The organism is Pacificoceanicola algae, assembly GCF_049341065.1.
Classification (GTDB): Bacteria; Pseudomonadota; Alphaproteobacteria; order Rhodobacterales; family Rhodobacteraceae; genus Pacificoceanicola.
The window spans coordinates 98,130-121,643 of sequence record NZ_JBMPIX010000007.1; the positions used below are offsets into that span (position 1 = coordinate 98,130).

At 61.0% G+C, this 23,514-nt stretch carries 19 protein-coding genes; 6 read left to right on the forward strand and 13 right to left on the reverse strand.

Annotated elements, in window-relative coordinates:
* Positions 1 to 29: 29 nt before the first annotated feature.
* Positions 30 to 1,922 (forward strand): propionate-CoA ligase PrpE, encoded by a 1,893-nt coding sequence (gene prpE / locus ACOYQJ_RS12540; RefSeq protein ID WP_422906367.1) that lies wholly within the window; start codon positions 30 to 32, stop codon positions 1,920 to 1,922.
* 399 nt (positions 1,923 to 2,321) lie between these two features.
* The gene (locus tag ACOYQJ_RS12545; protein WP_422906368.1) at positions 2,322 to 3,011 is read left to right on the forward strand and encodes a Crp/Fnr family transcriptional regulator; all 690 of its coding nucleotides are present in this window, start codon (positions 2,322 to 2,324) and stop codon (positions 3,009 to 3,011) included.
* Positions 3,012 to 3,115: 104 nt separating this feature from the next.
* Here the strand turns inward: ACOYQJ_RS12545 and ACOYQJ_RS12550 are convergent, their stop codons facing one another.
* Positions 3,116 to 3,877, reverse strand: a complete 762-nt coding sequence (locus tag ACOYQJ_RS12550) for an NAD kinase (RefSeq protein ID WP_422906369.1) — start codon at positions 3,875 to 3,877, stop codon at positions 3,116 to 3,118.
* Positions 3,878 to 4,037: 160 nt separating this feature from the next.
* Between ACOYQJ_RS12550 and glyA the strand changes: the two genes are divergently transcribed.
* Both glyA and ACOYQJ_RS12560 read left to right on the forward strand, forming a co-directional pair.
* Entirely contained in the window at positions 4,038 to 5,333 is a 1,296-nt protein-coding gene (gene glyA, locus ACOYQJ_RS12555) for a serine hydroxymethyltransferase (protein ID WP_422906370.1), read from the forward strand.
* Positions 5,334 to 5,468: 135 nt separating this feature from the next.
* Complete coding sequence (locus ACOYQJ_RS12560; RefSeq protein ID WP_422906371.1) at positions 5,469 to 5,876, forward strand: (R)-mandelonitrile lyase; 408 nt, start codon at positions 5,469 to 5,471, stop codon at positions 5,874 to 5,876.
* A gap of 4 nt (positions 5,877 to 5,880) precedes the next feature.
* Here the strand turns inward: ACOYQJ_RS12560 and ACOYQJ_RS12565 are convergent, their stop codons facing one another.
* From ACOYQJ_RS12565 to fzlA, 5 genes are all read right to left on the reverse strand, one after another.
* Positions 5,881 to 6,492, reverse strand: a complete 612-nt coding sequence (locus ACOYQJ_RS12565; RefSeq protein ID WP_422906372.1) for a class I SAM-dependent methyltransferase — start codon at positions 6,490 to 6,492, stop codon at positions 5,881 to 5,883.
* A gap of 107 nt (positions 6,493 to 6,599) precedes the next feature.
* Positions 6,600 to 7,106, reverse strand: a complete 507-nt coding sequence (gene msrA, locus ACOYQJ_RS12570; protein ID WP_422906373.1) for a peptide-methionine (S)-S-oxide reductase MsrA — start codon at positions 7,104 to 7,106, stop codon at positions 6,600 to 6,602.
* Positions 7,103 to 7,552 carry a peptide-methionine (R)-S-oxide reductase MsrB gene (msrB, locus tag ACOYQJ_RS12575; protein WP_422906374.1) on the reverse strand — a complete coding sequence of 150 codons (450 nt, stop codon included), beginning with the start codon at positions 7,550 to 7,552 and terminating at the stop codon, positions 7,103 to 7,105. Before msrB ends, msrA begins: the two co-directional genes overlap by 4 nt.
* Positions 7,553 to 7,657: 105 nt before the next feature.
* Positions 7,658 to 8,698: a tRNA epoxyqueuosine(34) reductase QueG gene (gene queG / locus ACOYQJ_RS12580; protein ID WP_422906375.1), complete on the reverse strand. Its 1,041-nt coding sequence runs from the start codon at positions 8,696 to 8,698 to the stop codon at positions 7,658 to 7,660.
* Between the two features lie 77 nt (positions 8,699 to 8,775).
* Positions 8,776 to 9,441, reverse strand: coding sequence for an FtsZ-binding protein FzlA (fzlA, locus tag ACOYQJ_RS12585; RefSeq protein WP_422906376.1), 666 nt, complete (start codon positions 9,439 to 9,441; stop codon positions 8,776 to 8,778).
* Positions 9,442 to 9,569: 128 nt separating this feature from the next.
* Here fzlA and ACOYQJ_RS12590 point away from each other — a divergent pair, with 128 nt between their 5' ends.
* The gene (locus tag ACOYQJ_RS12590) at positions 9,570 to 10,274 is read left to right on the forward strand and encodes a DUF5765 domain-containing protein (RefSeq protein ID WP_422906377.1); all 705 of its coding nucleotides are present in this window, start codon (positions 9,570 to 9,572) and stop codon (positions 10,272 to 10,274) included.
* Positions 10,275 to 10,280: 6 nt separating this feature from the next.
* On the opposite strand, the gene mtgA is transcribed toward ACOYQJ_RS12590, so the two are convergent.
* From mtgA to ACOYQJ_RS12610, 4 genes are all read right to left on the reverse strand, one after another.
* On the reverse strand, positions 10,281 to 11,033 hold the full coding sequence (mtgA, locus tag ACOYQJ_RS12595) for a monofunctional biosynthetic peptidoglycan transglycosylase (RefSeq protein WP_422906378.1): 753 nt from the start codon (positions 11,031 to 11,033) through the stop codon (positions 10,281 to 10,283).
* A gap of 347 nt (positions 11,034 to 11,380) precedes the next feature.
* Entirely contained in the window at positions 11,381 to 15,922 is a 4,542-nt protein-coding gene (gltB, locus tag ACOYQJ_RS12600) for a glutamate synthase large subunit (protein WP_422906379.1), read from the reverse strand.
* Between the two features lie 154 nt (positions 15,923 to 16,076).
* Entirely contained in the window at positions 16,077 to 16,490 is a 414-nt protein-coding gene (locus tag ACOYQJ_RS12605) for a GFA family protein (RefSeq protein WP_422906380.1), read from the reverse strand.
* A 106-nt stretch (positions 16,491 to 16,596) separates the two neighbouring features.
* Positions 16,597 to 18,033: an NAD(P)-dependent oxidoreductase gene (locus ACOYQJ_RS12610; protein WP_422906381.1), complete on the reverse strand. Its 1,437-nt coding sequence runs from the start codon at positions 18,031 to 18,033 to the stop codon at positions 16,597 to 16,599.
* A gap of 222 nt (positions 18,034 to 18,255) precedes the next feature.
* Between ACOYQJ_RS12610 and ACOYQJ_RS12615 the strand changes: the two genes are divergently transcribed.
* Complete coding sequence (locus ACOYQJ_RS12615; protein WP_422906382.1) at positions 18,256 to 19,059, forward strand: undecaprenyl-diphosphate phosphatase; 804 nt, start codon at positions 18,256 to 18,258, stop codon at positions 19,057 to 19,059.
* Between the two features lie 26 nt (positions 19,060 to 19,085).
* On the opposite strand, the gene ACOYQJ_RS12620 is transcribed toward ACOYQJ_RS12615, so the two are convergent.
* The 3 genes from ACOYQJ_RS12620 to ACOYQJ_RS12630 form a co-directional block, all read right to left on the reverse strand.
* Complete coding sequence (locus tag ACOYQJ_RS12620) at positions 19,086 to 20,969, reverse strand: acyl-CoA synthetase (RefSeq protein ID WP_422906383.1); 1,884 nt, start codon at positions 20,967 to 20,969, stop codon at positions 19,086 to 19,088.
* A 143-nt stretch (positions 20,970 to 21,112) separates the two neighbouring features.
* Entirely contained in the window at positions 21,113 to 21,541 is a 429-nt protein-coding gene (lysM, locus tag ACOYQJ_RS12625; RefSeq protein ID WP_422906384.1) for a peptidoglycan-binding protein LysM, read from the reverse strand.
* An 84-nt stretch (positions 21,542 to 21,625) separates the two neighbouring features.
* Complete coding sequence (locus ACOYQJ_RS12630; protein WP_422906385.1) at positions 21,626 to 23,428, reverse strand: ABC transporter transmembrane domain-containing protein; 1,803 nt, start codon at positions 23,426 to 23,428, stop codon at positions 21,626 to 21,628.
* Positions 23,429 to 23,514 lie beyond the last annotated feature (86 nt).

Below are 23,514 nucleotides of genomic sequence, written 5' to 3' on the forward strand. Positions count from 1 at the left end.
CTTAACCAAGGACTTAGAGGAGGACGACCATGGGATACAATGACGTCTATCAGGCTTGGAAGGCTGACCCAGAGGGCTTTTGGCTGGAACAGGCCAAGGCCATAGACTGGGACGAGGCCCCCAAGCAGGCACTTTTTGATCGCGGCGACCACATGTACGAATGGTTCGCTGACGCCAAGGTGAACACCTGCTGGAACGCCGTGGATCGCCACGTCGAGGCAGGCCGGGGCGAGCAGACCGCGATTATCTACGACAGCCCCATCACCCACACCAAGCGCGAGATTTCCTACGTGGAATTGCGCAACCGTGTTGCCAACCTTGCGGGCGCTCTGCGTGCCAAAGGCGTCGAAAAAGGCGACCGCGTCATCATCTACATGCCGATGATCCCCGAAGCGCTAGAGGCCATGCTTGCCTGTGCCCGTCTGGGCGCCGTCCACTCGGTGGTGTTTGGCGGCTTTGCCAGCAACGAACTGGCCGTTCGGATCGACGATTGCGCCCCCAAGGCGATCATCGCCGCATCTTGCGGGATGGAGCCGGGCCGGGTCATCCACTACAAACCCCTGCTGGACGGTGCCATCGAACTGGCCACGCACAAGCCCGACTTCTGCGTGATCTTTCAGCGCGAACAAGAGGTCGCCAATCTGATCGAGGGCCGTGACTATAACTGGCACGGGTTCCAGTACGGCACCGAGCCTGCGGAATGTGTCCCGGTTGAAGGCAACCACCCAGCCTATATTCTGTATACTTCGGGCACCACCGGCCAGCCCAAGGGCGTCGTGCGCCCCACTGCGGGCCATCTGGTCGCGTTGAACTGGAGCATGAAGAACCTCTACAACGTCGATCCCGGCGATGTGTTCTGGGCGGCCTCGGATGTGGGCTGGGTCGTGGGGCACAGCTATATCTGCTACGGCCCGCTGATCCATGGCAACACCACCATCGTTTTCGAAGGCAAGCCCGTGGGCACCCCGGATGCGGGCACCTTCTGGCGCGTGATTTCCGAGCACAAAGTAAAAAGCTTCTTCACCGCCCCCACCGCCTTTCGAGCGGTCAAGCGTGAAGACCCCAAAGGCGAATTCGTCGGCAAATACGACATGTCCTGCCTCAAGGCTGTTTATCTGGCGGGCGAACGCGCCGACCCGGACACCATCGTCTGGGCGCAAGACCAGCTCAAGGTGCCGGTGATCGACCATTGGTGGCAGACCGAAACTGGCTGGTGCATCGCGGGCAATCCCCTAGGGATCGAGGAACTGCCGACGAAACTCGGCAGCCCGGCAAAGCCCATGCCCGGCTATGACATCCAGATTCTCGACGAGGCAGGCCACCCGATGCCGCAGGGTGAACTTGGCGCGATTGCCGTCAAACTGCCCCTGCCCCCCGGCACGCTACCGACGCTTTGGAACGCCGAGGCGCGGTTCAAGAAAAGCTACCTCGACCACTTCCCCGGTTATTACGAGACCGGCGATGCGGGCATGATCGACGAAGACGGCTATGTCTACATCATGGCGCGCACCGATGACGTGATCAACGTCGCGGGTCACCGTCTGTCCACCGGTGGCATGGAAGAGGTTCTGGCAAGCCACCCTGATGTCGCCGAATGCGCGGTGATCGGCGTGACTGACCAGCTCAAGGGGCAACTGCCGCTGGGCTTTTTGTGCCTGTCCTCGGATGTGAACCGCCCGCACGACGAGATCGTCAAGGAATGCGTCAAGCTGGTGCGGGACAAGATCGGCCCGGTTGCCGCTTTCAAACTGGCCTGCGTGGTGGACCGTCTGCCCAAGACCCGCTCGGGCAAGATCCTGCGCGCTACCATGGTTAAGATCGCCGATAGCGAAGACTTCAAGCTGCCCGCAACCATTGATGATCCCGCCATTCTGGACGAGATCAAAGAGGCGCTTCAGACCCTCGGATACGCAAAAGTCTAAGCCGGATTAAGATGGGGCGGCGCGATCGAAATGGATCGCGCCGCCCCAAACCCCAAAGCCTAGGGTGCCTTGCCGACACATGGCCCACCAGAGACATGGGGACGATGTGGCCAATAGCGGCTTGGCCGAAATGTTAGGGGTGCGTTTAAGGATCCAAGTCTGGATCAATAAATACCGCGCCACTCAACGCGAAAAATCCACATCCCGACACGGTCACATCCGAAAATTGCATATGACCGTGCATTCCATTTCGTTGCCAATCGAAACAACCTATAGATGCAAGCTAAATTTTGCATCGGCTTTCCTTTCGGCAATATCTTACCTATCTTGGAATCAGACTCCGGTATGTGATGCAGGTCACATTAACCGAAAAAAAACTCGGAAAACTGGCGGGCGAACTTGGGCGGATTTAGCAACTACCGGCAAAGCAGCATCTTGTTCGAGGCACTCTCGGCTCAAGATGCCGCTGTTTTGCGCGCCATGGGAAGGCAGGTGCATTATCACGTGCAAGCGCTGATTTGCGAAGAAGGCTCCGACGATCAATCCATGTTGTTGATCGAAACAGGCCGCGTCGAGATCAGCCTAACCTCGGCTCAGGGGCGGCGATCCATTCTGGCTCAGCTGGGTCCCGGCGATGTGGTGGGCGAAATGGCTGCACTGGACGGCAAGCCGCGCAGTGCCGATGCAACCGCGGCGGGCGACGTGACAGGAATTTTGCTGTCACGCGCGCAGGTTCAAAGCTTTTTGCGGGATCACCCGAAAGCTGCTCTGCTGGTCATTCAGACGCTTTGCGAACGCCTGCGCAAAACCAATACACGGCTTGCGACACAGGTACTGAAGGACGGGCCCACCCGCCTTGCCGGACTCTTGCAAGAGCTGTTCTTCGATTGGGGGCGACAGGATTCGACCGGTCAGGTTCATTTGACCGAAGGGTTTTCCCAGTCTGACTTGGGCGACATGACCGGCCTCACCCGCGAAACCGTAAACCGCCATATTCGTGCGTGGGAAGGCAAGGGCATTCTGCGCCGGGACAACGGAGCGCTTGTTTTGCTCAAGCCGGAAAAACTGGCCGAGGCAGCCGGACATTAACGCCTTTCGCGACAAACCTGAACCGCAAGGGGTCAACTTTGGTGGCGGGCGGATTTATGCCTGCGGGATGCACTTTGTCGGCCAGAGCCGCCTTGGCAGACGCGTCAAACGAATTGCTCACGAATCAGGCGCTCTTCCAACCCGTGACCGGGATCGAACAGAACACGGTGCTCAATGGATGGCTCTGAACGAATGTGGACCTGACGCACATCTCGCACGGCACGGCTGTCGGCTTCGGCCATGACAGGGCGCTTTTCAGCTTCGAGCACCTCGAAACTGACTTCGGCGGATTTTGGCAACAACGCCCCGCGCCAGCGCCGCGGGCGAAAGGCCGCGACCGCAGTCAAAGCCAGCACATCGGCACCAATCGGCAGGATCGGACCATGCGCCGAATAGTTGTAGGCGGTTGACCCCGCGGGCGTCGCCACCAAGGCGCCGTCGCAGACCAGTTCTGGCAGGCGCACCTTACCGTCGACACTGATCCGCAGCTTGGCTGCTTGCGGCCCCATGCGCAGCAAGGAGACTTCGTTGATGGCCAGCGCCCTGTGCTCGCCGCCGTCGCCGCAGACCGTGCGCATGGCCAGCGGGTTGATCACCGCCTCCTCGGCGGCCTCCAGACGTTCAACCAACCCGTGTTCCGAGTATTCGTTCATCAAGAAGCCGACCGTGCCCCGGTTCATGCCATAGACCGGGGCGGGGTTGGTTTCGGTCCGGTGCAGCGTCTGAAGCATGAAACCATCCCCGCCAAGGGCAACAATCGCATCCGCCCCCTGTTCCGAATGATCCCCGTAGCGACGCGTCAGGCAGGCCAGGGCAGACTGCGCAAGCGCGGCCCGAGAGGCACAAAAGGCGATCCGTAGCGACATGAAGTTTCCTGTCCTCTCACTTTGGAGCCAAAAGAACCACAAGTTCCCTTCCCGTGCCAGCCAAGACGCAAGATTAATGCGTTTGGTCGCTTTACATTCTTTGCCTCGAGGCCGGTTTCCGATACGAAACCGACAATCCCGAATCCCAAGGAGCAGGACGATGAACGCACCTCACCGCGACGACGGTTTCTTTACCGAAACGCTTTCCTCCCGTGACCCCGAACTTTTCGGCGCCATTACCGGCGAACTTGGCCGCCAGCGCGACGAGATCGAGCTGATCGCTTCTGAAAACATCGTCTCCCGCGCCGTGATGGAAGCGCAGGGCTCGGTGATGACAAACAAATACGCCGAAGGCTATCCGGGCCGTCGCTATTATGGCGGCTGCGACTGGGTGGATGTGGCCGAAAACCTCGCCATCGAACGCGCCTGCAAACTGTTTGACTGCGCCTACGCCAACGTTCAGCCGAACTCGGGCTCGCAGGCCAACCAGGGTGTGTTCCAGGCGCTGATCCAGCCCGGCGACACCATTCTGGGGATGAGCCTTGATGCAGGTGGTCACCTGACCCACGGCGCCAAGCCGAACCAGTCGGGCAAGTGGTTCAATGCCATCCAGTACGGCGTGCGCCAGCAGGACAACACGCTGGACTATGATCAGGTGCAGGAACTGGCAACCGAGCATCAGCCCAAGCTGATCATTGCCGGCGGCTCTGCCATCCCGCGCCAGATCGACTTTGCCCGCATGCGCGAGATCGCCGACAGCGTCGGTGCCTACCTGCATGTGGACATGGCGCATTTTGCCGGTTTGGTTGCGGCGGGCGAACACCCCAGCCCCTTCCCCCACGCGCATGTCGCGACGACCACCACGCACAAGACCCTGCGCGGCCCGCGCGGCGGCATGATCCTGACCAATGACGAAGCCATTGCCAAGAAAGTGAACTCGGCAATTTTCCCCGGCATTCAAGGCGGCCCGCTGATGCATGTCATCGCCGCCAAGGCCGTCGCCTTTGGCGAGGCCCTGCGCCCCGAGTTCAAGACCTATGCCAAGCAGGTGATCACCAACGCGCAGGCGCTGTCGGATCAGCTGATCAAGGGCGGCCTCGACACCGTGACCCACGGCACCGACACCCATGTCGTGCTGGTCGATCTACGCCCCAAAGGGGTCAAAGGCAACGCCACCGAAAAGGCGCTTGGCCGCGCGCATATCACCTGCAACAAGAACGGCGTGCCGTTTGATCCGGAAAAGCCGACTGTGACCTCGGGCATACGTCTTGGCAGCCCCGCCGGGACCACCCGCGGCTTTGGCGAAACCGAGTTCCGCCAGATCGCCGACTGGATCATCGAGGTTGTCGATGGTCTGGCCGCAAATGGCGAAGACGGCAATGCCGAGGTCGAAGCCAAGGTGAAAGCCGAGGTCGAGGCGCTGTGCCAGCGTTTCCCGATCTACCCCGACCTGTAAGGCGCGGCGGGGCAGACCCCGCCTGATATCGTGAACAAGACGGCAGGGCGGGGGTTTCCCCGCCTTTGCTTTTGACTGCCCTTCCCTATTCCTGCGAATGCCCTAAGCTGAAAGCCGGCACATCAGGAGAGCGACATGGACATCCACCGCGCAGGCAGCCGCCCCTCTTCCACCCCAAACCCCAAGTATTTCACCGGCGATGTCCGGATGGACCCGATCCTCTCGGCCCCTGAACCTGCGCGCGTCAATGCCATTGTCGTCACTTTCAATCCCGGCGCGCGCACCGCGTGGCACACCCATCCGCTGGGCCAGACGCTGCACATCCTTACCGGCCTCTGCCTTGCCCAGACAGAAGGCGGACCGGTCCGCGAGCTGCGCCCCGGCGACACCGTCTGGTTCGCCCCCGGCGAAAAGCACTGGCACGGCGCGGCGCCCGATGTCGGCATGTCGCATCTTGCCATTCAGGAAATGCTGAACGGCAGCGCCGCCGACTGGTTGGAACAGGTCAGCGACGCCGATTATACCGGCCCGCGCGAGGCCTGATCGTTCAAACCGCGCGCGCCACGACAAAGTGGTTTGGCAGCTTCTTCGGATAATCCCCGGTCTCGACGATCTCGAACCCCGCCGCCACGATCTCGGCCTCAAGCTGCCGGACCGAGAGGTAACGGATCGGGCTTGGCGCCTTTCCCAGCATCTGCATCACGGCAATTGGCAGACGCAGCCACGGCTTGCCCGCAAGGCAGGCGGTTTTAGATATAAACAACCCGCCCTTTGGCAGCGCCCTGCGGACCTGCCGCAAAAGCCCCGGACCATCGCCCACCAGATGCAACAGGTTAAAGGCCAAAACCACATCCATACCCGGGGCCAAGGCTTGTCCTGCCTCGGCGCGCACAAAATTCACCGAGCCGCCGTCCGCCTGCTTGGCCTTCGCAATGCGGATCATCTCTTCGGAGATATCCGTTGCCGTCATTTCGCGCACCGCATCGCACAGTCGCAGCGCCGTGCTGCCTGTCCCGCAGCCCAGCTCCAGCGCGGCCATGTCCGGGCGCAGCCAATGGCGCACCCGCTCCAGTGTCGCATCGTAAGCGTCGGGGTCGCCGACGGGTCTGACGGCGTATTTTTCGGCGGCTCGGTCCCAAAACGACAAATGGGTGATCATGGCAGGCTCCTATCTGGGTGTGCCTCTGCATAACGCGCGGGCGGCGCCAAACGAATTGCCCAAAAACGCAAGAGGCCCATGCGTCGATGCATGGGCCCCTGAAAGAGTTATTCTGCGGCATTCCGCCTTGGCAAAACCCAGTCCGCGCGCGGGAAGTGGCAGGTATAGCCATGCGGGATGCGTTCAAGATAATCCTGATGCTCTGGTTCGGCCTCCCAGAAATCGCCGACGGGCTCCACTTCAGTCACCACCTTGCCGGGCCAATGTCCGGATGCTTCGACATCGGCGATGGTCTCAAGGGCCTCCTGTCGCTGGGCTTCATCGACATAGTAGATGGCACTGCGATAGCTCATCCCGCGGTCGTTGCCCTGCCGGTTCAGCGTGGTCGGATCGTGAATCTGAAAGAAGAACTCCAGCAACCGCCGATAGCTGATCCTTGCCGGGTCAAAGAAGATCTCGATCCCCTCGGCATGGGTGCCATGGTTGCGATAGGTGGCATTGGGCACATCTCCGCCAGTATATCCGACGCGTGTTATTTCGACCCCATCAAGCTTGCGGATCAGGTCCTGCATTCCCCAAAAACAGCCTCCGGCCAATACAGCGCGTTCACTCATTCGATTTCCTCCACCTGATCAATGTATTTGCCATAGCCTTCGGCCTCCATCTCGTCGCGATGAACAAAGCGCAGCGAGGCCGAGTTGATGCAATAGCGCAGCCCGCCCCGATCCATCGGCCCGTCGGGAAAGACGTGGCCCAGATGGCTGTCGCCATGGGCGCTGCGCACCTCGGTTCGGATCATGCCAAGCGTGGTGTCCCGCAACTCGATGACATTGTCGGGTTCCAGCGGTTTGACAAAGCTTGGCCAACCGCAGCCGGATTCATATTTGGCCGCCGAAGCAAAAAGCGGCTCACCTGAAACGATGTCGACGTAAATTCCCGGCTCCTTGTTGTCCAGATGTTCGCCCGTTCCCGGGCGCTCGGTGCCGTTTTGCTGCGTCACACGGAACTGTTCGGGCGTGAGCGTCTCGATCACCTCTGGGCGGCGTTCATACTGTGCCATGCGCGTCCTCCTGTTTGTCTGTCCCTAAAGATGGTCCGAAACGCGCCTATTGCAATCGGATTGAAACGAAGCCTCACGAAGCCTTGTCCGCTCTGCAACATGTCATCAGGCGACGGGCGAGGCCGCCGCCGCCCAGCGAGCGGCATCGCGTACAGCCTCATCTGTATCATCGCACAGCGCGTGAACCGACCCCCGCAGCGCGGCATCTCCGGAATTGCCAATGGCGTAACAAACGTTGCGAACAAAGCGATCGCGTCCGATGCGCTTGATCGGGCTGCCGGAAAACAACGCCCGAAAGCCCGCATCATCCAGCCCCACCAGATCCGAAAGACGCGGCGCCACAAGCTCGGCCCGGGCGTGATATTTCATCTCGGTCGCCGTTTGCGCGAACTTGTTCCACGGGCAGACCGCCAGACAATCGTCGCACCCGTAGATCCGGTTGCCCAATCCCGGGCGCAGCGCCTCATCCACCGGGCCTTTGTGCTCGATCGTCAGATAGGAAATGCAGCGCCGCGCATCCAGTTGATAGGGCGCGGGAAAGGCATCGGTCGGGCAGATATCCAGACAGGCCCGACACGAGCCACAGTGATCCACCTCAGCCGCGTCCACCGGCAGCTCCAGCGTGGTAAAGATCGAGCCCAGAAAAAACCACGACCCAAGATCGCGGCTGACCAGATTGGTGTGCTTGCCTTGCCAGCCAAGTCCCGCCGCCTGCCCCAAGGGCTTTTCCATCACCGGCGCCGTATCGACGAACACCTTGATTTCAGGCGTCCCGCCCGCGGCCTCGATCAACCAGCGCCCCAATCGCTTGAGGCGTTTCTTGACAACGTCATGATAATCGCGGTTCTGCGCATAGACCGAAATCGCCGCACGATCCCGCCGCGCCAGCACCTCCAGAGGATCCTGTTCCGGCGCATAATTTTCGGCCAGCATGATCACGGAGCGCGCCTCGGGCCATAGGGCATCGGGCGCCCCGCGCCACTCCATCCGCTCGGCCATCCATGCCATTTGCCCATGCCGCCCAGCCTCAACAAAGCCCTGCAACCGCGCCATGATCTGCGGCACATCCGAAGGGCGGCATACCCGGCAGGCCGAAAATCCGACCTCACGCGCCTCTTGCTTCAAACGCTCCGTCAGGTCACGCAATGTGGCCCCCTGTCTTGAATGGTTCAATTATATCCCGAGCAACGGCGGCGCTGGCCCCGCACTCTGACACAGGCCAATCAGAAATCCAGATCGGCGTAATGCGCAGGCGGCGGAAAACCCGGCACCTGATCTGCCAGAATAGACCGGAACGCCGGTCGGGATTTGATCTTGGCATACCAGTCCTTGACCACCTCAGAGCGGTTCCAGTCCACGTCCGAGATGTAATCCAAAGAGGAAAGGTGCGCCGCAGCGGCGAAATCGGCCAGCGTCATGCTGTCCCCAGCCAGCCAGCGCCGGTGATCCAGCAGCCAGGCCATGTAGTCCAAATGATACTTGACCGCCCGCGCGCCGGATTTGACGTTCTTGCTGTCCGGAAAGCCCTGCTTCATGACCTTTTTGTTCACCCGCTCGTACAGCAGTTTGCTGGTCACTTCGTTGTGGAATTTGTCGTCGAACCAGCCGACGATGCGCCGCACCTCATAGCGCGCGTCCGGGCTGCGCGGCAGCAAGGAGGGCTCGGGGTATTTCTCTTCGATCCATTCGCAGATCGCGGCGCTTTCGGCCATCGTCTTGCCGTCGATCTTCAGCACCGGAACCTTCGCCGCAGGGTTGCGCCGCAAAAAGTCCGGATCCTTTTCCCAGTAACGCTCTTCCAGCAACTCACACTCGATCTTTTTCTCGGCAAGGCTCAACCTGACCTTGCGACAAAACGGGGACAAAGGAACGTGATACAGCTTGGCCATGATGATCCCGGCGATGAAATGAATGCCCTTCCTAGTACAGGCGAACCGCCCCCGGTTTCAAGCATCGCTGTCATCGCTTGACCCAAAGGCTGGCTCCGTCCACTGTGCCAATCAAACAGGAGTGTGCCATGTGCTGGAGTGCCCCGGTCACCTACGCCATGGTCGGCGCAGGTGTCGCAGCAACTGTCTGGACCATCCGCCGGGGCGAGCCTCCAGCGATTTGGGGTACTTTGGCCTATTTCACCGCGATGGAGGCGCTTCAAGCCACCGGATACGCGGTTATTGACCAATGCGATGCGCCGCTGAACAAAACGGTCACGCTGCTGTCATATCTGCACATCGCCTTTCAGCCGTTCGTCATCAACCTCTTTGCAATGGCACTGATCGCCCGTCCTATATCGGCAAAAGCCCGCCGGATCGTGCTGGGGCTTGCCTTGGTGTCGGCGGCCTCGATAGTCGGGCGGTTGTTGCCTTTTGGGTGGGCGGGTCACTGCCTGCCCGGTCAAGTGCTCTGCGGCGAGGCGTATTGCACCATTTCCGGTGAATGGCATCTGGGCTGGACTGTGCCGTGGTATGATCTTTGGGGATTGCTGCCATGGGTTGGCCCTTCTGGCTTTCCCGAGTATTTGCTGGCGGCCTTCGTTCTGCCACTCTTCTACGGAGCGTGGCGGTTTTCGTTGTTTCACCTGCTGGTCGGCCCGCTTCTGGCGTGGTCCTTGACCGACAATCCAAACGAAATGCCCGCGATCTGGTGTCTGTTTTCTATCGGGATCGTGCTGGTGGCTCTTAGTCCGCTGATCCGCCGAACCGTGGCGCCACCACTCCCGGCCTGAGCGCGATCATTCGAAACAGGCTGCGCGCCCGTCTGCCTCGATCGTGGCCGCGCCGCTGGCAATCGCTTTTGCCCGTTTTTGCAGATAGGCGGTCGGTCGCGCCGGGTTGCGTTTCTTGGGATTGGGCAAGGCCGCCGCCAACAAAGCCGCCTGCCGCGCCGAAAGCTTTTCCGGCCCGACGCCAAAGTAATGGCGCGCTGCGGCTTCGACGCCAAAGACGCCTTCGTCGAACTCGGCCACGTTCAAATACACCTCCAGGATGCGCCGCTTGGACCACAGGGCCTCGACCATTGGGGTCATCACTGCCTCAATGGCCTTGCGCAAATAGCTGCGCTCTTGCCAGAGATAGACGTTCTTCACCACCTGCTGGCTGATCGTGCTGCCACCGCGCGCCGCGCCGCTTTCGATCGCTGCCCGGATCGCCGCCATGTCAAAGCCCCAATGCGCGCAGAAATTGGCATCCTCGGCCGCCACGACCGAGCGCAGCATAACCGGTGCCACGTTGTCCACGTCCACCCAGACCCGGTCCACCGCGCCCAGCCGTCGCTGTTCGGACCAGATTGTGTGCGTGGTCGGCGGGTTCAGCCCGGCATAGACCAACACAACAATCAGCATCACTCCGGCCACGATCGCCCCCAGTTTGATCCCAGTCCAAACAAGCCAACGAAACGGGCGAATGCGGCGCTTTTCCGGGGCGTTCCTTGCCGCCGGTTTGCGCTTGGGCGTCGTTGTTTTCGCAGATGTCTTTTTGGCTGCCATGCCCAAGCCTTAGACCGACTGAGTTAAAAATGTAATCGGGCATAGACGGGAAAGCGGCGAACTGTGGTCGGTCGGGCGCGCCTTCAAAAGAACAGCGCACCCGACACGGATCGCGACGCAGCCCAAACATCAACACCAGACTGGTTACAACAGGCAACACAAGCGGGTTTCCCCACCCCAGCGCGACGACCACTGCAAAGTGCTTTAGCGCGCGGGGCGCATTGTCAAAAGCGGGTTTGACGCGCTTTAACGTCACAGGTGGCCTTGAGGTCACAATTGCCCTGCAAGGCGCAGACAAAAGGCCCGGAGACATGCCCCGGGCCTTTCGCAATCCCTTGGTTCGGCGGTTATTCCGCAGGCACTGCCAGATCGGCCTCGATGCCGAGCGGGAACTTGATCTTGTTCAGCATCTCGGTCGGGCAGACCTGCAAGAAGTTGGGCTTTTCGCTGTCCCAATGTTGCAGGATGTCCGCGGCCTTGCGGCTGCCGGTTTCTGCGGCGTGACGCTCGATCAGGCCTTTCAATTCGGCCTCCCACTCGGGTGTGGTTACAGGGCAGGTTACGAGACCTTCCTTGTTCATCAGCGCCGGAGCCATGCCATCGGGATCATAAAGATAGGCCATGCCGCCTGTCATGCCCGCGCCAAAGTTGGCGCCGATGGTGCCAAGGATCACCGCCACACCGCCGGTCATATACTCACAACCGTTGGAACCGCAGCCCTCGATCACCACCTTGGCCCCGGAGTTGCGCACCGCAAAGCGTTCGCCCGCGCGACCCGCCGCAAAGAGATGCCCGTCGGTCGCGCCATACAGCACCGTGTTGCCGATGATCGTGTTCTCGGAGGCAACCAGCGGTGAGACCTGCGGAGGCCGCACGACGATCAGACCGCCAGACAGACCCTTGCCGACATAGTCGTTGGCATCGCCGGACACTTCCAGTTTGAGCCCCGGCGCGGCAAAGGCCCCCAGCGACTGGCCCGCGCTGCCCGTCAGCTTGACGTGCAGGTGATCGGGTTGCAGCGCGTTGCGCATGCCGAACTTGCGCACGATATGCGACGACACCCGCGTGCCCACCGTCCGGTGCGTGTTCATCACCGCATAAGACAGCTGCATCTTTTCGCCGTCCTGCAAGAAACGCGCGGCGTCGCGCACAATCTCCGCATCCAGCGTATCGGGCACAGGGTTCCGCGGGCGGTCACGATCATAGACGATGTTCTCGGAACCATCGACATGGATCAGCAGCGGGTTCAGGTCGAGATCGTCAAGGTGTTCAGAGCCACGCGACACCTGGCTCAGCAGGTCCGCACGACCAATCACATCCGACAGGCTGCGCGCACCAATGCTGGCCAGAATCTCGCGCACTTCCTGGGCGTAGAAAGTGATCAGGTTGACGACCTTGTCAGCATTGCCGGTGAACTTGGCCCGCAGATCATCGCGCTGGGTGCAGACGCCCACCGGGCAGGTGTTCGACTGGCACTGACGCACCATGATGCAGCCCATCGCAATCAGTGCAGCGGTGCCGATGCCGTATTCCTCGGCGCCCATCATCGCGGCCATGACAATGTCGCGCCCGGTCCGCAGACCGCCATCGGTCCGCAAGACGACGCGGCTGCGCAGGTTATTCATCGCCAGAACCTGATGCGCCTCAGTCAGGCCCATCTCCCACGGGAGACCGGCATATTTGATCGAGGTCGCAGGCGAGGCCCCCGTGCCACCGTTGTGACCCGAAATCAGGATCACGTCAGCCTCGGCCTTGGCGACACCAGCAGCGATCGTACCGACACCGGAAGACGCCACCAGTTTGACCGTCACCTTCACCGTCGGGTTGATCTGCTTGAGGTCATAAATCAGCTGCGCCAGATCCTCGATCGAATAGATATCGTGGTGCGGCGGCGGCGAGATCAGTGTCACGCCCTTGGTCGAATGACGCAGACGCGCGATCAGGTCCGTGACCTTCATGCCGGGCAACTGACCACCCTCGCCGGGCTTGGCTCCCTGCGCAACCTTGATCTCAAGCTCTTCGCAGTGGTTCAGGTACTCGGCAGTGACGCCAAAGCGGCCTGACGCCACCTGTTTGATCTTGGCAGAGGGGTTGTCGCCGTTCGGCTCCGGTACGAAATGCGCCGGATCTTCGCCGCCCTCGCCCGAGTCCGACTTTGCGCCAATCCGGTTCATCGCCACGTTCAGCGTCTTGTGCGCCTCAGGCGACAGCGCACCCAAGGACATCCCCGGCGTCACAAACCGCTTGCGGATCGAGGTGATGCTTTCCACCTGCTCCAGAGGGATCGCATCGCCAATCGGCTTGATCGCCAGAAGGTCCCGCAGATGGATCGGCGGGTTGCTTTGCATCGCCCGGCTGTACTGCTTCCACAACTCGAACGAGGCGCGGTCACAGGCCGACTGCAACAGATGCATGTTCTGCGCACCCCAAGCATGGGTCTCGCCCGACTTGCGCGCCTTGTAAAAGCCGCCAATCGGCAACACATCACGCCCCGAACGGAAGCCAAGCGCATGCACCTCTTCGGCCTTGCGCTGCAGGCCGTTCAGACCAATGCCCGAAATGCGGCTCAGCATGCCGGGGAAGTATTCCGCACACATGGCACGCGACAGGCCAACGGCTTCAAAGTTCAGACCGCCACGGTAGGACGACACCACCGAGATCCCCATCTTGGCCATGATCTTGAGCAGGCCCTGATCCACCGCCTCGCGGTACTTGGCAACGGCTTCGGTCAGGTTCATGTCCAGCAGCCCGCGACCAATGCGATCAGCCAGCGAATCCTCGGCCAGATAGGCGTTGACCACGGTGGCACCAGCGCCAATCAGTACTGCGAAGTAATGCGGGTCGATGCATTCGGCGCTGCGCACATTCAGGCTGCAGAAGGTCCGCAGGCCCTTGCGCGTCAGGTGGCTGTGCACCGCGCTGGTCGCAAGGATCATCGGCATCGCAACCTTTTCCGGGCCGCAGCGCTCATCCGTCAGGATGATGTGACCGCTGCCCGAACGCACGGCGTCCTCGGCCTCGGAGCGGATGCGCGCAAGCGCGGCGCGCAATGCGCCCTGCCCGCCGTCCGTCGGGAAGGTACAGTCGACCTCGATGAACGGCGCGTTGAACTCGGCCTTCAACGCCTCGAACTGGGCGTTGCCGACAAAGGGGCTGTCGAGCACGTAAATCTCGGTCTGCGCGCTGCTTTCATCCAACACGTTCTTGAGGTTTCCGAACCGCGTCTTGAGGCTCATTACGCGGTATTCGCGCAGGCTGTCGATCGGCGGGTTTGTCACCTGGCTGAAGTTCTGACGGAAATAATGGCTCAGCGGGCGGTACTTCTTCGAAAGCACCGCGCTGGGAGTATCATCCCCCATCGAAGCCAAAGTCTCTTTGCCATCCTCGGCCATCGGCGCAAGGATTTGCTCCAACTCTTCAATGGTATAGCCCGCCGCGATCTGGCGCTGGCGCAGCTCGGCGCCAGAGAAAATCGGCTTTTCATCCACCTTGGCCAGCGACTCGTCGAGTTCGGTAATCTTGCCGACCCACTCGCCAAACGGCTGGCTGGCGGCCAACGCATTCTTGATCTCGACGTCGTGGTACAGCTTGCCCTCTTTCATATCGACGGCAATCATCTGTCCGGGGCCAAGCGCGCCCTTCTCGCGGGCGGTCGCCTCGTCCGTCGGCACCATGCCGATCTCCGAGCCGGCAATCAGCAACCCGTCGCCAGTGACGACATAGCGCATCGGGCGCAGACCGTTGCGATCCAGACCGCCGCAAACCCAGCGGCCATCGGTCATCGCCAAAGCTGCAGGCCCATCCCAGGGCTCCATGACCGAGTTGCAGTACGAATACATATCGCGCCAGGATTCCGGCAGTTCAACGGCCTGCTTGGACCAGCTTTCCGGCACCAGCATGGTTTTCGCCATCGGCGCATTCCGCCCCGCCCGGACCAGCACCTCAAAGACCGAATCCAGCGCCGCCGAGTCAGACGACCCGTTCGGTACGATCGGCTTGATATCCTCGGCCATCTCATCGAACGCCCCCGAGGCCATGCGGATCTCGTGACTCTTCATCCAGTTGATGTTGCCCTTCAGCGTGTTGATCTCGCCGTTGTGGGCCAACATGCGGAACGGCTGTGCCAGCCACCACTGCGGGAAGGTGTTGGTGGAATAACGCTGGTGATAGATCGCAAAGGCGCTCTCGAATCGGTCGTCCAGCAGGTCGGGATAGAACTCCGCCACCTGCTCGGCCAGCATCATGCCCTTGTAGATGATCGAGCGGCAGGACAGCGACGCAATGTAAAGCCCGTTGATGCCAGCAGCCTGAACCGCCTTCTCGATGCGACGGCGAATGACATAAAGCTCGCGCTCAAAGGTTTCTTCGTCCACGCCCTTGGCGTTCGAGATAAGGATCTGTTCGATCTCGGGCCGCGTCGCATTGGCTTTTTCGCCAAGGCACTGCACCTTCACCGGCACATGGCGCCAGCCATAGATGTAATAGCCCATGCGCAACACTTCGGATTCAACGATCGTCCGGCACGCTTCCTGAGCGCCATGATCCGTGCGCGGCAAGAACACCTGCCCCACGGCCATCAGCTCGTCCATGCGCGGCTTGTGGCCTGTGCGGTCAATCTGATCATAGAAGAAGTTCACCGGGATCTGCACATGAATGCCAGCACCGTCGCCGGTCTTGCCATCGGCATCCACGGCGCCCCGGTGCCAGACCGCCTTGAGCGCGGTAATCCCCGCCTCGACCACCTTGCGCGAAGGCTTGCCATCAAGGCTGACCACAAGGCCAACCCCGCACGAGCTATGCTCTTCACTCTCGTGATACAGTCCGTTTTCGGACATGTAGGCGCGCTTGGCTTCCTCGCGGGCCACCCATTCTGCATCATACTTGGTCATGGTCTAGACCCTCCATGAAAAGCTGCCGAAGCAGCCGTTGATTCCGCCGGAACCGGCCAAGGCGCGTCATGCCTTCACTGGTCCGAAAATATCCCGGGGGTCTGGGGGCTGGCCCCCATCTCCCGTCATTTGCAAAAGGCACAGTCGCCAGGGATCACTCCCCGTCCAGCACCCCGAATTTCTCGACGCAGTCCTGACGCGTCAGCTGTTTGCGCCCCTCACCGGCATAGGCAAAGCTGTCCGGCTTGTGGTCGATGTAGATCTCGTTGGTCATCTCAAAGCCGTTCGGGTCGTCGAATAACCCCACGGGAATCTCCGTATTTCCAAACCAGTCGCTTTCCATCGTCACCCGGAAATACAGTCCCGTGCCGCACTTGGTACAAAAGCCGCGCTCGGCCCAACTCGACGACTGGATCACGCCAATTGTCTCGCCGTCCCAAGTCACCTTCTCCGTCGGAACGGTCACGCCAATCAGCGCGCTGCCCGTCCAACGGCGGCACATTTCGCAATGGCAGACGCCACAGGTGGGCGTCACGTCGCGGGCGGTAAAACGAACCGCGCCGCACATGCATCCTCCTGATCGATCCGTCATCTTGCGTCCCTCTGCACTTCGTCAGGTCAAGCTGCCTGACCTTTACCCTGCTACGCCATCGCGAGCAGAGCCGATGAGCCTCCTATTCGGCGGCCACGGCCCCCACCCCTGTCAGGTCGGCAAGCACCGCCTCGGCGCAATCGCGTCCGTCCCGGATCGCCCAGACGACCAGCGACGCGCCACGCACAATGTCGCCCACCGCATAAACGCCCGGCAGCGCCGTGCGGCCTGTGGTGAACTCGGCCTTCACGGTGCCCCAACGGGTCACTTCCAGCTCGGGCTGACCCCAAAGCGTCGGCAGATCTTCGGGCGAGAAACCCAGCGCCTTGATCACAAGATCGGCCGGTTCGTCATAGTCCGAGCCTTCGATCAACTCTGGGCTTTGACGGCCCGTTGCATCAGGCAGACCCAGACGCATTTTCTCGACAATGACCGCGTTCACAGTGTCGCCCTTGAAGCCCTTGGGCGCGGTGAGCCACTCGAACTGCACGCCCTCTTCCTCGGCGTTTTGCACTTCGCGCTGAGAGCCGGGCATGTTGGCGCGGTCGCGGCGGTACAGGCATTTGACGCTGGTCGCGCCCTGGCGGATCGCTGTGCGCACGCAGTCCATCGCCGTGTCGCCGCCGCCGATCACCACAACCTTTTTGCCTTTGGCGTTCAATTCACCGCTTTCGAACTCGGGCACGCTGTCACCAAAGTTCGAGGCCCGATTCGAGGCGGTCAGATAGTCGATGGCCTTGACGATTCCCTTGGCGCCCGCGCCCGGTCCGCCCAGATCGCGCGACTTGTAGACGCCGGTGGCGATGATCACCGCATCATGCTGCGCGCGGATATCCTCAAAGGACATGGTCTCGCCGACATTGCAGTTCTGCACAAAATGAACGCCCGCCTGCTCCAACTGCTCGACACGGCGCATGACCACGTCTTTCTCCAGCTTGAAGCCCGGGATGCCATAGGTCAAAAGCCCGCCGGCGCGATCGTAGCGGTCATAAACCGTGACCTGAAGACCAGCGCGGCGCAGCATGTCTGCCGCGGCCAGACCGCCGGGGCCTGCACCGATGATACCGATGCTTTCGGTCCGTTCCTGCGATGGCTTACCGGGGGTGACCCAGCCCTTATCCCAAGCAGTATCAACGATATACTTCTCAACCGAGCCGATCGTCACGGTGCCGTGGCCGGACTTTTCGATCACGCAGTTGCCTTCGCAAAGACGGTCCTGCGGGCAGATGCGACCGCAGATTTCCGGAAAGGTGTTGGTTGCCTGAGCGACTTCATAGGCCTCTTTGAGACGTCCGGTCGCGGTCAGGCGCAGCCAATCGGGAATGTTGTTGTGCAGCGGACAATGGCTTTGGCAATACGGCACGCCGCATTGGCTGCAACGGCTCGCCTGCTCTTCGGCCTTGGCCTGCGCGAACTCGACATAAATCTCGTCGAAATCCTTGTTGCGGACATCCGCATCACGCTTTTCGGGCATCGCGCGCGAGACGTCTACGAATTTCAGCATGGGCTGCTTGGCCATTTGGATTTGCTCCATTCAGGGATTCCGGTTGCGCCTCTTTACAGAAGGTCAAAACGGAATAAAAGTCACAACTATTGACCTATAATTCGTTTTTCTGGCCTGCCCAACATTTTTTGACGCAAGATGCGCAGTTTTTAGGTATAACTCCGGACCTTTTATTTGCGTTTCCCCTAGAGTCCAATGAGTTATACAGGGGCCAGTTTTGCATTTCGGAAGATGCTCATGACCTTTACCCACCTTCTCATCCTGGCGCTGATCCAAGGGGTTACCGAATTCCTCCCGATCTCCTCGTCGGGGCATCTGATTCTGCTTCCCAATCTAACAGGTATGGAGGATCAGGGGCAGGTTCTAGACGTGGCTGTCCATATCGGCACTCTCTTCGCGGTTGTGCTTTATTTTTGGGCAGATGTGCGCGAGGCGCTGTTTGGCATTCCCCGAGTGCTGCGCGGAAAGCTGGATACCCCCGGCGCCAAGCTGGCCTTCCTGTTGCTGATCGCCACCATCCCTGTCGTCATCGTGGGGCTTGTCCTGAAGGTCACCGGCCTCAGCGACATGATGCGGTCTACCGCCGTGATTGGATGGACAATGCTGATCTTCGGTCTGGTTCTGTACTGGGCCGACACCCGCGGCCCCGAGGTCAAGGCCGCCCCCGAATGGTCCTTGCGTGATGCTGTCGTCATGGGCCTGTGGCAAGCGGTGGCGCTGATCCCCGGAACCTCGCGGTCCGGCATAACGATCACCGCCGCCCGCCAGTTGGGCTATGTCCGGCACGACGCGGCGCGACTGTCGATGCTGATGTCGATCCCGACGATCATCGCCTCAGGCACCCTGCTGGGGCTTGAGGTCGCCGCAAGTGCAGACGCCGCCGCCGCCCGTGATGGCGCGATTGCGGCCGCGCTGACCTTTGTCGCGGCGCTTCTGGCGCTGAGCCTGATGATGCGCTTGCTGCGGTCTGTCAGCTTTACACCCTATGTCATTTACCGGGTGGTCCTGGGCGTTTTCCTGCTGTGGGTCGCCTATAGCTGACGGCTGGTGCCATCAGCTATGCGATGTCACTCGGCCCATTCCCAGGGCCGCGTGAAGGCCCCCAGAACTTTCGACACCGACGCCTCATCCGTGCCATGCGCCTCTAGCTGCGCCACAAGCCCGCGCTTTTTGTCATCGACGACTGAAACGACCCGCGCCTCCAGCCCCTCGTTCTCAAGCGCACTATTGTAGACCCGCGCAATGGCGGCCTTGCGCAAGTCGGGCTTGAAGACCTTGCCAACGGCGGTCTTCGGCAGTTCCGGCAGAATGGTCATATGCTTGGGCTGCGCCGCGCGTTCGTGCACATGCACCTTGGCGTGTTCCAGCAGTTCCTCTTCGGTGACCGAGGCCCCGGCGATCAGTTCGACAAAGGCGCAGGGCAATTCGCCTGCATAGGCGTCGGGCTGGCCGATAGCGCCCGCAAAGGCGACTGCCGGATGGGCCAAGAGCGCTTCTTCGATCTCGGCAGGGTCAATGTTGTGACCCGAGCGGATGATCAGATCCTTTGCCCGCCCGGTGATCCAAAGGTATTGGTCCGCGTCCATGCGCCCCAAATCGCCGGTGCGCAGATGCGTTCCAAAATGGAACAGGTCGGCGTTTTTGGCAGCCTCGGTATAGGTGTTGCCTGCATAAACGCCGGGGTTGGAAATACAAATCTCGCCAACCTCATCCACGGCGCATTCAACGGGCGTGCCATCGACCATCTTGATGATCTTCACATCCGTGTAGGGCAAGGGAATGCCGGTCGAACCGACCTTCTTTTCCCCGTCAGGCGGGTTTACACTGACAAGACAGGTCGCCTCGGTCAGACCGTAGCCTTCGCAGATCGTCACACCGCAGGCTGCCTCGAAGCGCTTGAACAGCTCCAGCGGCATCGGCGCAGAGCCTGAAAACGCTGTCTTGACCGAAGAGATATCCGCATCCACCGGCCGCTGCATCAAGGCCGACACCGCGGTAGGAACCGTGATGACAAAGCTGATCTTCCAGCGTTCGCAAAGCTTCCAGAAATTGTCAAAGACCCCTTCGCCGCGATACCCGGCAGGCGTTGGAAAGATCACATGCGCCCCGGAACACAGCGCCGCCATAAGGATCACATGGCAGGCAAAAACGTGGAACAGCGGGAGCGGACACATGATGTTGTCCTCTTCGTCGAACAGCAGCGTGGCGCCCAGCCAGCCGTTGTAGATCATCCCGCCGTATTTGTGCTGCGCGACCTTGGGCATACCCGTGGTCCCACCGGTATGGAAATAGGCCGCGACGCGGTCCCCCGTGCTGTCCGCAAATGTCAGCGACTCGGGCTGGCGCGCAGCCTCTTTGGTGAAGTCAAGGTAATCGGCATGGGCGTGCGTGCGATCCAGCTTGGGCCTGACCAAGGGCACAATCCAGGATTTCGGCGGCGTCAGGTAACGATTGAGATCAACTTCGAGAACCTTCGTGACGCAGGGCGCGTGGCGCACCGCTTCGGCCACTTTTTGCGGCAGATCGGTTTTCGGAAAAGGTTTGAGCGTGACGACAACCTTGGCCCCGGTTTCCCGCAGGATCGAGCCGATCTGCTCAGGCTCCAGCAGTGGGTTGATCGGGTTGACGATCCCGGCCACGGCGCCGCCCAGCAGGGCGGCAATCGTCTCGTTGCAATTGGGCAGCACATAGGCCACTACGTCATCTTCACCGACGCCAAGACTGCGAAAGAGGTTTGCCGCCTGCGCGGTTCTGGCCTTCAGGTCGCGCCATGTCAGAGTCTCGGCCTTGTCCCCGGGCCCTGAAAGCAATTGGTAGCTGACGGCGGGACGGTCGGCAAATGCCTCAGCCGTCTTTGAAAGCTGCGCCCAGATCGTTTTCGGCACCTCGCGGGCGTCCCAAGGCATTTGCCCCTGAATAGCATCGCGGTCGGCCACCCCTGCATAGGTCATGCTCCGCCTTCCTCCCTGAAATATTGTTGCGCTCACTGTGGAAAGGAAAGCGCCCCCGCGCAAGGGAAAGGGACGCTGCGGCAGCGCGGTTCTGACGCAACGTCCCGCATCAAACGCCGGGCATCAGGCCCGACAAATCAGCTTCAGGCCATGCCATCGCGCGGAATGCGCAGCACCTGACCGGGGTAAATCTTGTCCGGATCGGACAGCATCGGGCGGTTCGCTTCAAAGATTTCCTTGTAGCGCGCGCCGTTGCCCAAAGTCTTTTCGGCGATTTTCCAAAGCGAGTCGCCTTTTTCAACGGTGTGGAAAATCGCGTCGTCGGCTTCATCAGCTTCGACCTCGGCCACGCCTTCGACGTTGCCGACAGCAAGGATGACCTTTTCGCGCTGCTCGGCGGTCAGAGAGCCGCCGGACACTTTGACCTTGTCCCCTTCCACGCTGATATCGAGCCCTTCGGCATCCAGCCCAAGATCAGAGACTTCTTTTTTCAGCGTGTCAGCGGTGGGGGCCGCATCGCCGCCACCCACAAGAGATTTGCCGGATTTCTTCCAGAAATTGAACAGGCCCATTGGTGCCCTCCTAGTACAGATACAATGTCGCCATTGTGCAGTCGAACACCGCGCGGCACTAGGGGGAATTGGCGGCAAGCCGCGTTATTCCGCGGCAACCCCATCGGTGAACTGAAGCCGCGCCAGACGCGCGTAAAGCCCGCCTTCGGCCACCAGCGCGTCATGTGCACCCGTGGCCACGATCCGCCCCTGATCCATCACGATGATCCGGTCGGCTTTCTTCACGGTGGCCAGACGGTGCGCGACGATGATCGTCGTGCGCCCCTCAGCCAGCTTGTCTACGGCTTGCTGCACCGCGCGTTCGCTTTCGGCGTCCAGCGCGCTGGTTGCTTCGTCCAGCAGAAGCACCGGAGCGTCGCGCAGAATCGCGCGGGCGATGGCGACCCGCTGTTTTTGTCCGCCCGACAGCATCACGCCGCGCTCGCCCAGCCATGTGTTGTAGCCGTCCGGCAAAGCCGACAGAAAGTCATGCGCGGCGGCGGCGCGGGCCGCTGCTTCAACTTCGGCATCAGAGGCATCAGGGCGACCAAAACGGATGTTGTCACTGGCTGTCGCGGCAAAAATCACCGGGTCCTGCGGCACAAGGGCGATGTGGCGGCGGAACTCATCACGGGCCATTTCTGGCAGGGCCACACCGTCCAGACGGACGGACCCGCTGATCGGATCATAAAACCGCTGGATCAACTGGATGATCGTCGTCTTACCTGCGCCCGAAGGGCCAACCAGCGCGACGGTTTCACCCGGCGCGATGGTCAGATCGACGCCTTCCAGCGCCGGGATGTCGGGGCGTGCGGGATAGTTGAAGGACACATCGTCAAATGTGATCTCGCCGCGCACAGGCGCCGCGAGAACCTTGGGATTGGTCGGATCATTGACCGTATCGGTGGCATGCAGCAATTCGACCAGACGTTCCGTAGCGCCGGCGGCACGCTGCAATTCGCCAAAAACCTCGGACAGGGCCGCAACGGCGCCCGCCACCATGACGGAATAGACGACAAACTGGATCAAGGCGCCCGGAGTCATCTGGCCTGCGCGCACGTCCCATGCACCAACCCAAAGCACGCCGACAATCCCTGTAAACACGAGGAAAATGACGATGGCGGTCATCAGCGCGCGTGTCCAGATCCGGCGGCGCGCGGCGTCAAAGCTTTTCTCGGTCACCTCGGCAAAAGCCGCGCGCGACAGGGTTTCGTGCGTATAGGCCTGCACGGTCTGCACCGAGGTCAGCGCCTCGGAGGCATTGCCGGAAGAGGCTGCGATCCAATCCTGGTTCTCGCGGCTCAGCACGCGCATCCGCCTCCCAAGGGTCAGGATCGGCACGACCACAATCGGAACAAGCAGCAATACCAGCCCGGTCAACTTGGCCGAGGTCAGCGACATCAATAGCAGACCGCCAAGGAACAGCAGAATATTGCGCAGCGCGATCGAGATAGACGAGCCGATGACGGACTGGATCAGCGTGGTATCGGTGGTGATGCGGCTGAGCACCTCGCCGGTCATGATCTTTTCGTAAAACGACGGAGACAGCACGATGGCACGGTTGAACACCGCCATGCGGATGTCAGCCACAACCCGTTCACCCAGCCTTGTTACCAGCGCGTAGCGCAGCGCCGTGCCCAGCGCCAACAAACCGGCAAACCCGAGGGCGGCGGCGAAATACTTGTCCAGCAGTGCGCCGTCTTCGACGTTGAAGTTGTCGACCACTCGGCGCACCGCCATCGGCAAGGTCAGCGAAATCGACGCCGTGGCAATCAGCGCAACAATCGATGCGATCATCAGGCCACGGTAGGGTGCCAGAAAAGGCCATAACGCTGCCAGAGATCCGAGCCTGCGCGATTTTGCGCGTTCTTCTTCGCCGTTCTTCTGTTTGCTGGTTCCGCGCGCCATACCGTCCCTTTCGTCCTACTCAAGGTCTTTTGCCACGCCAGACGCTCGGGTCAAGCACCCGCTTTGCCGCAAGGTCTCAAAGTTGA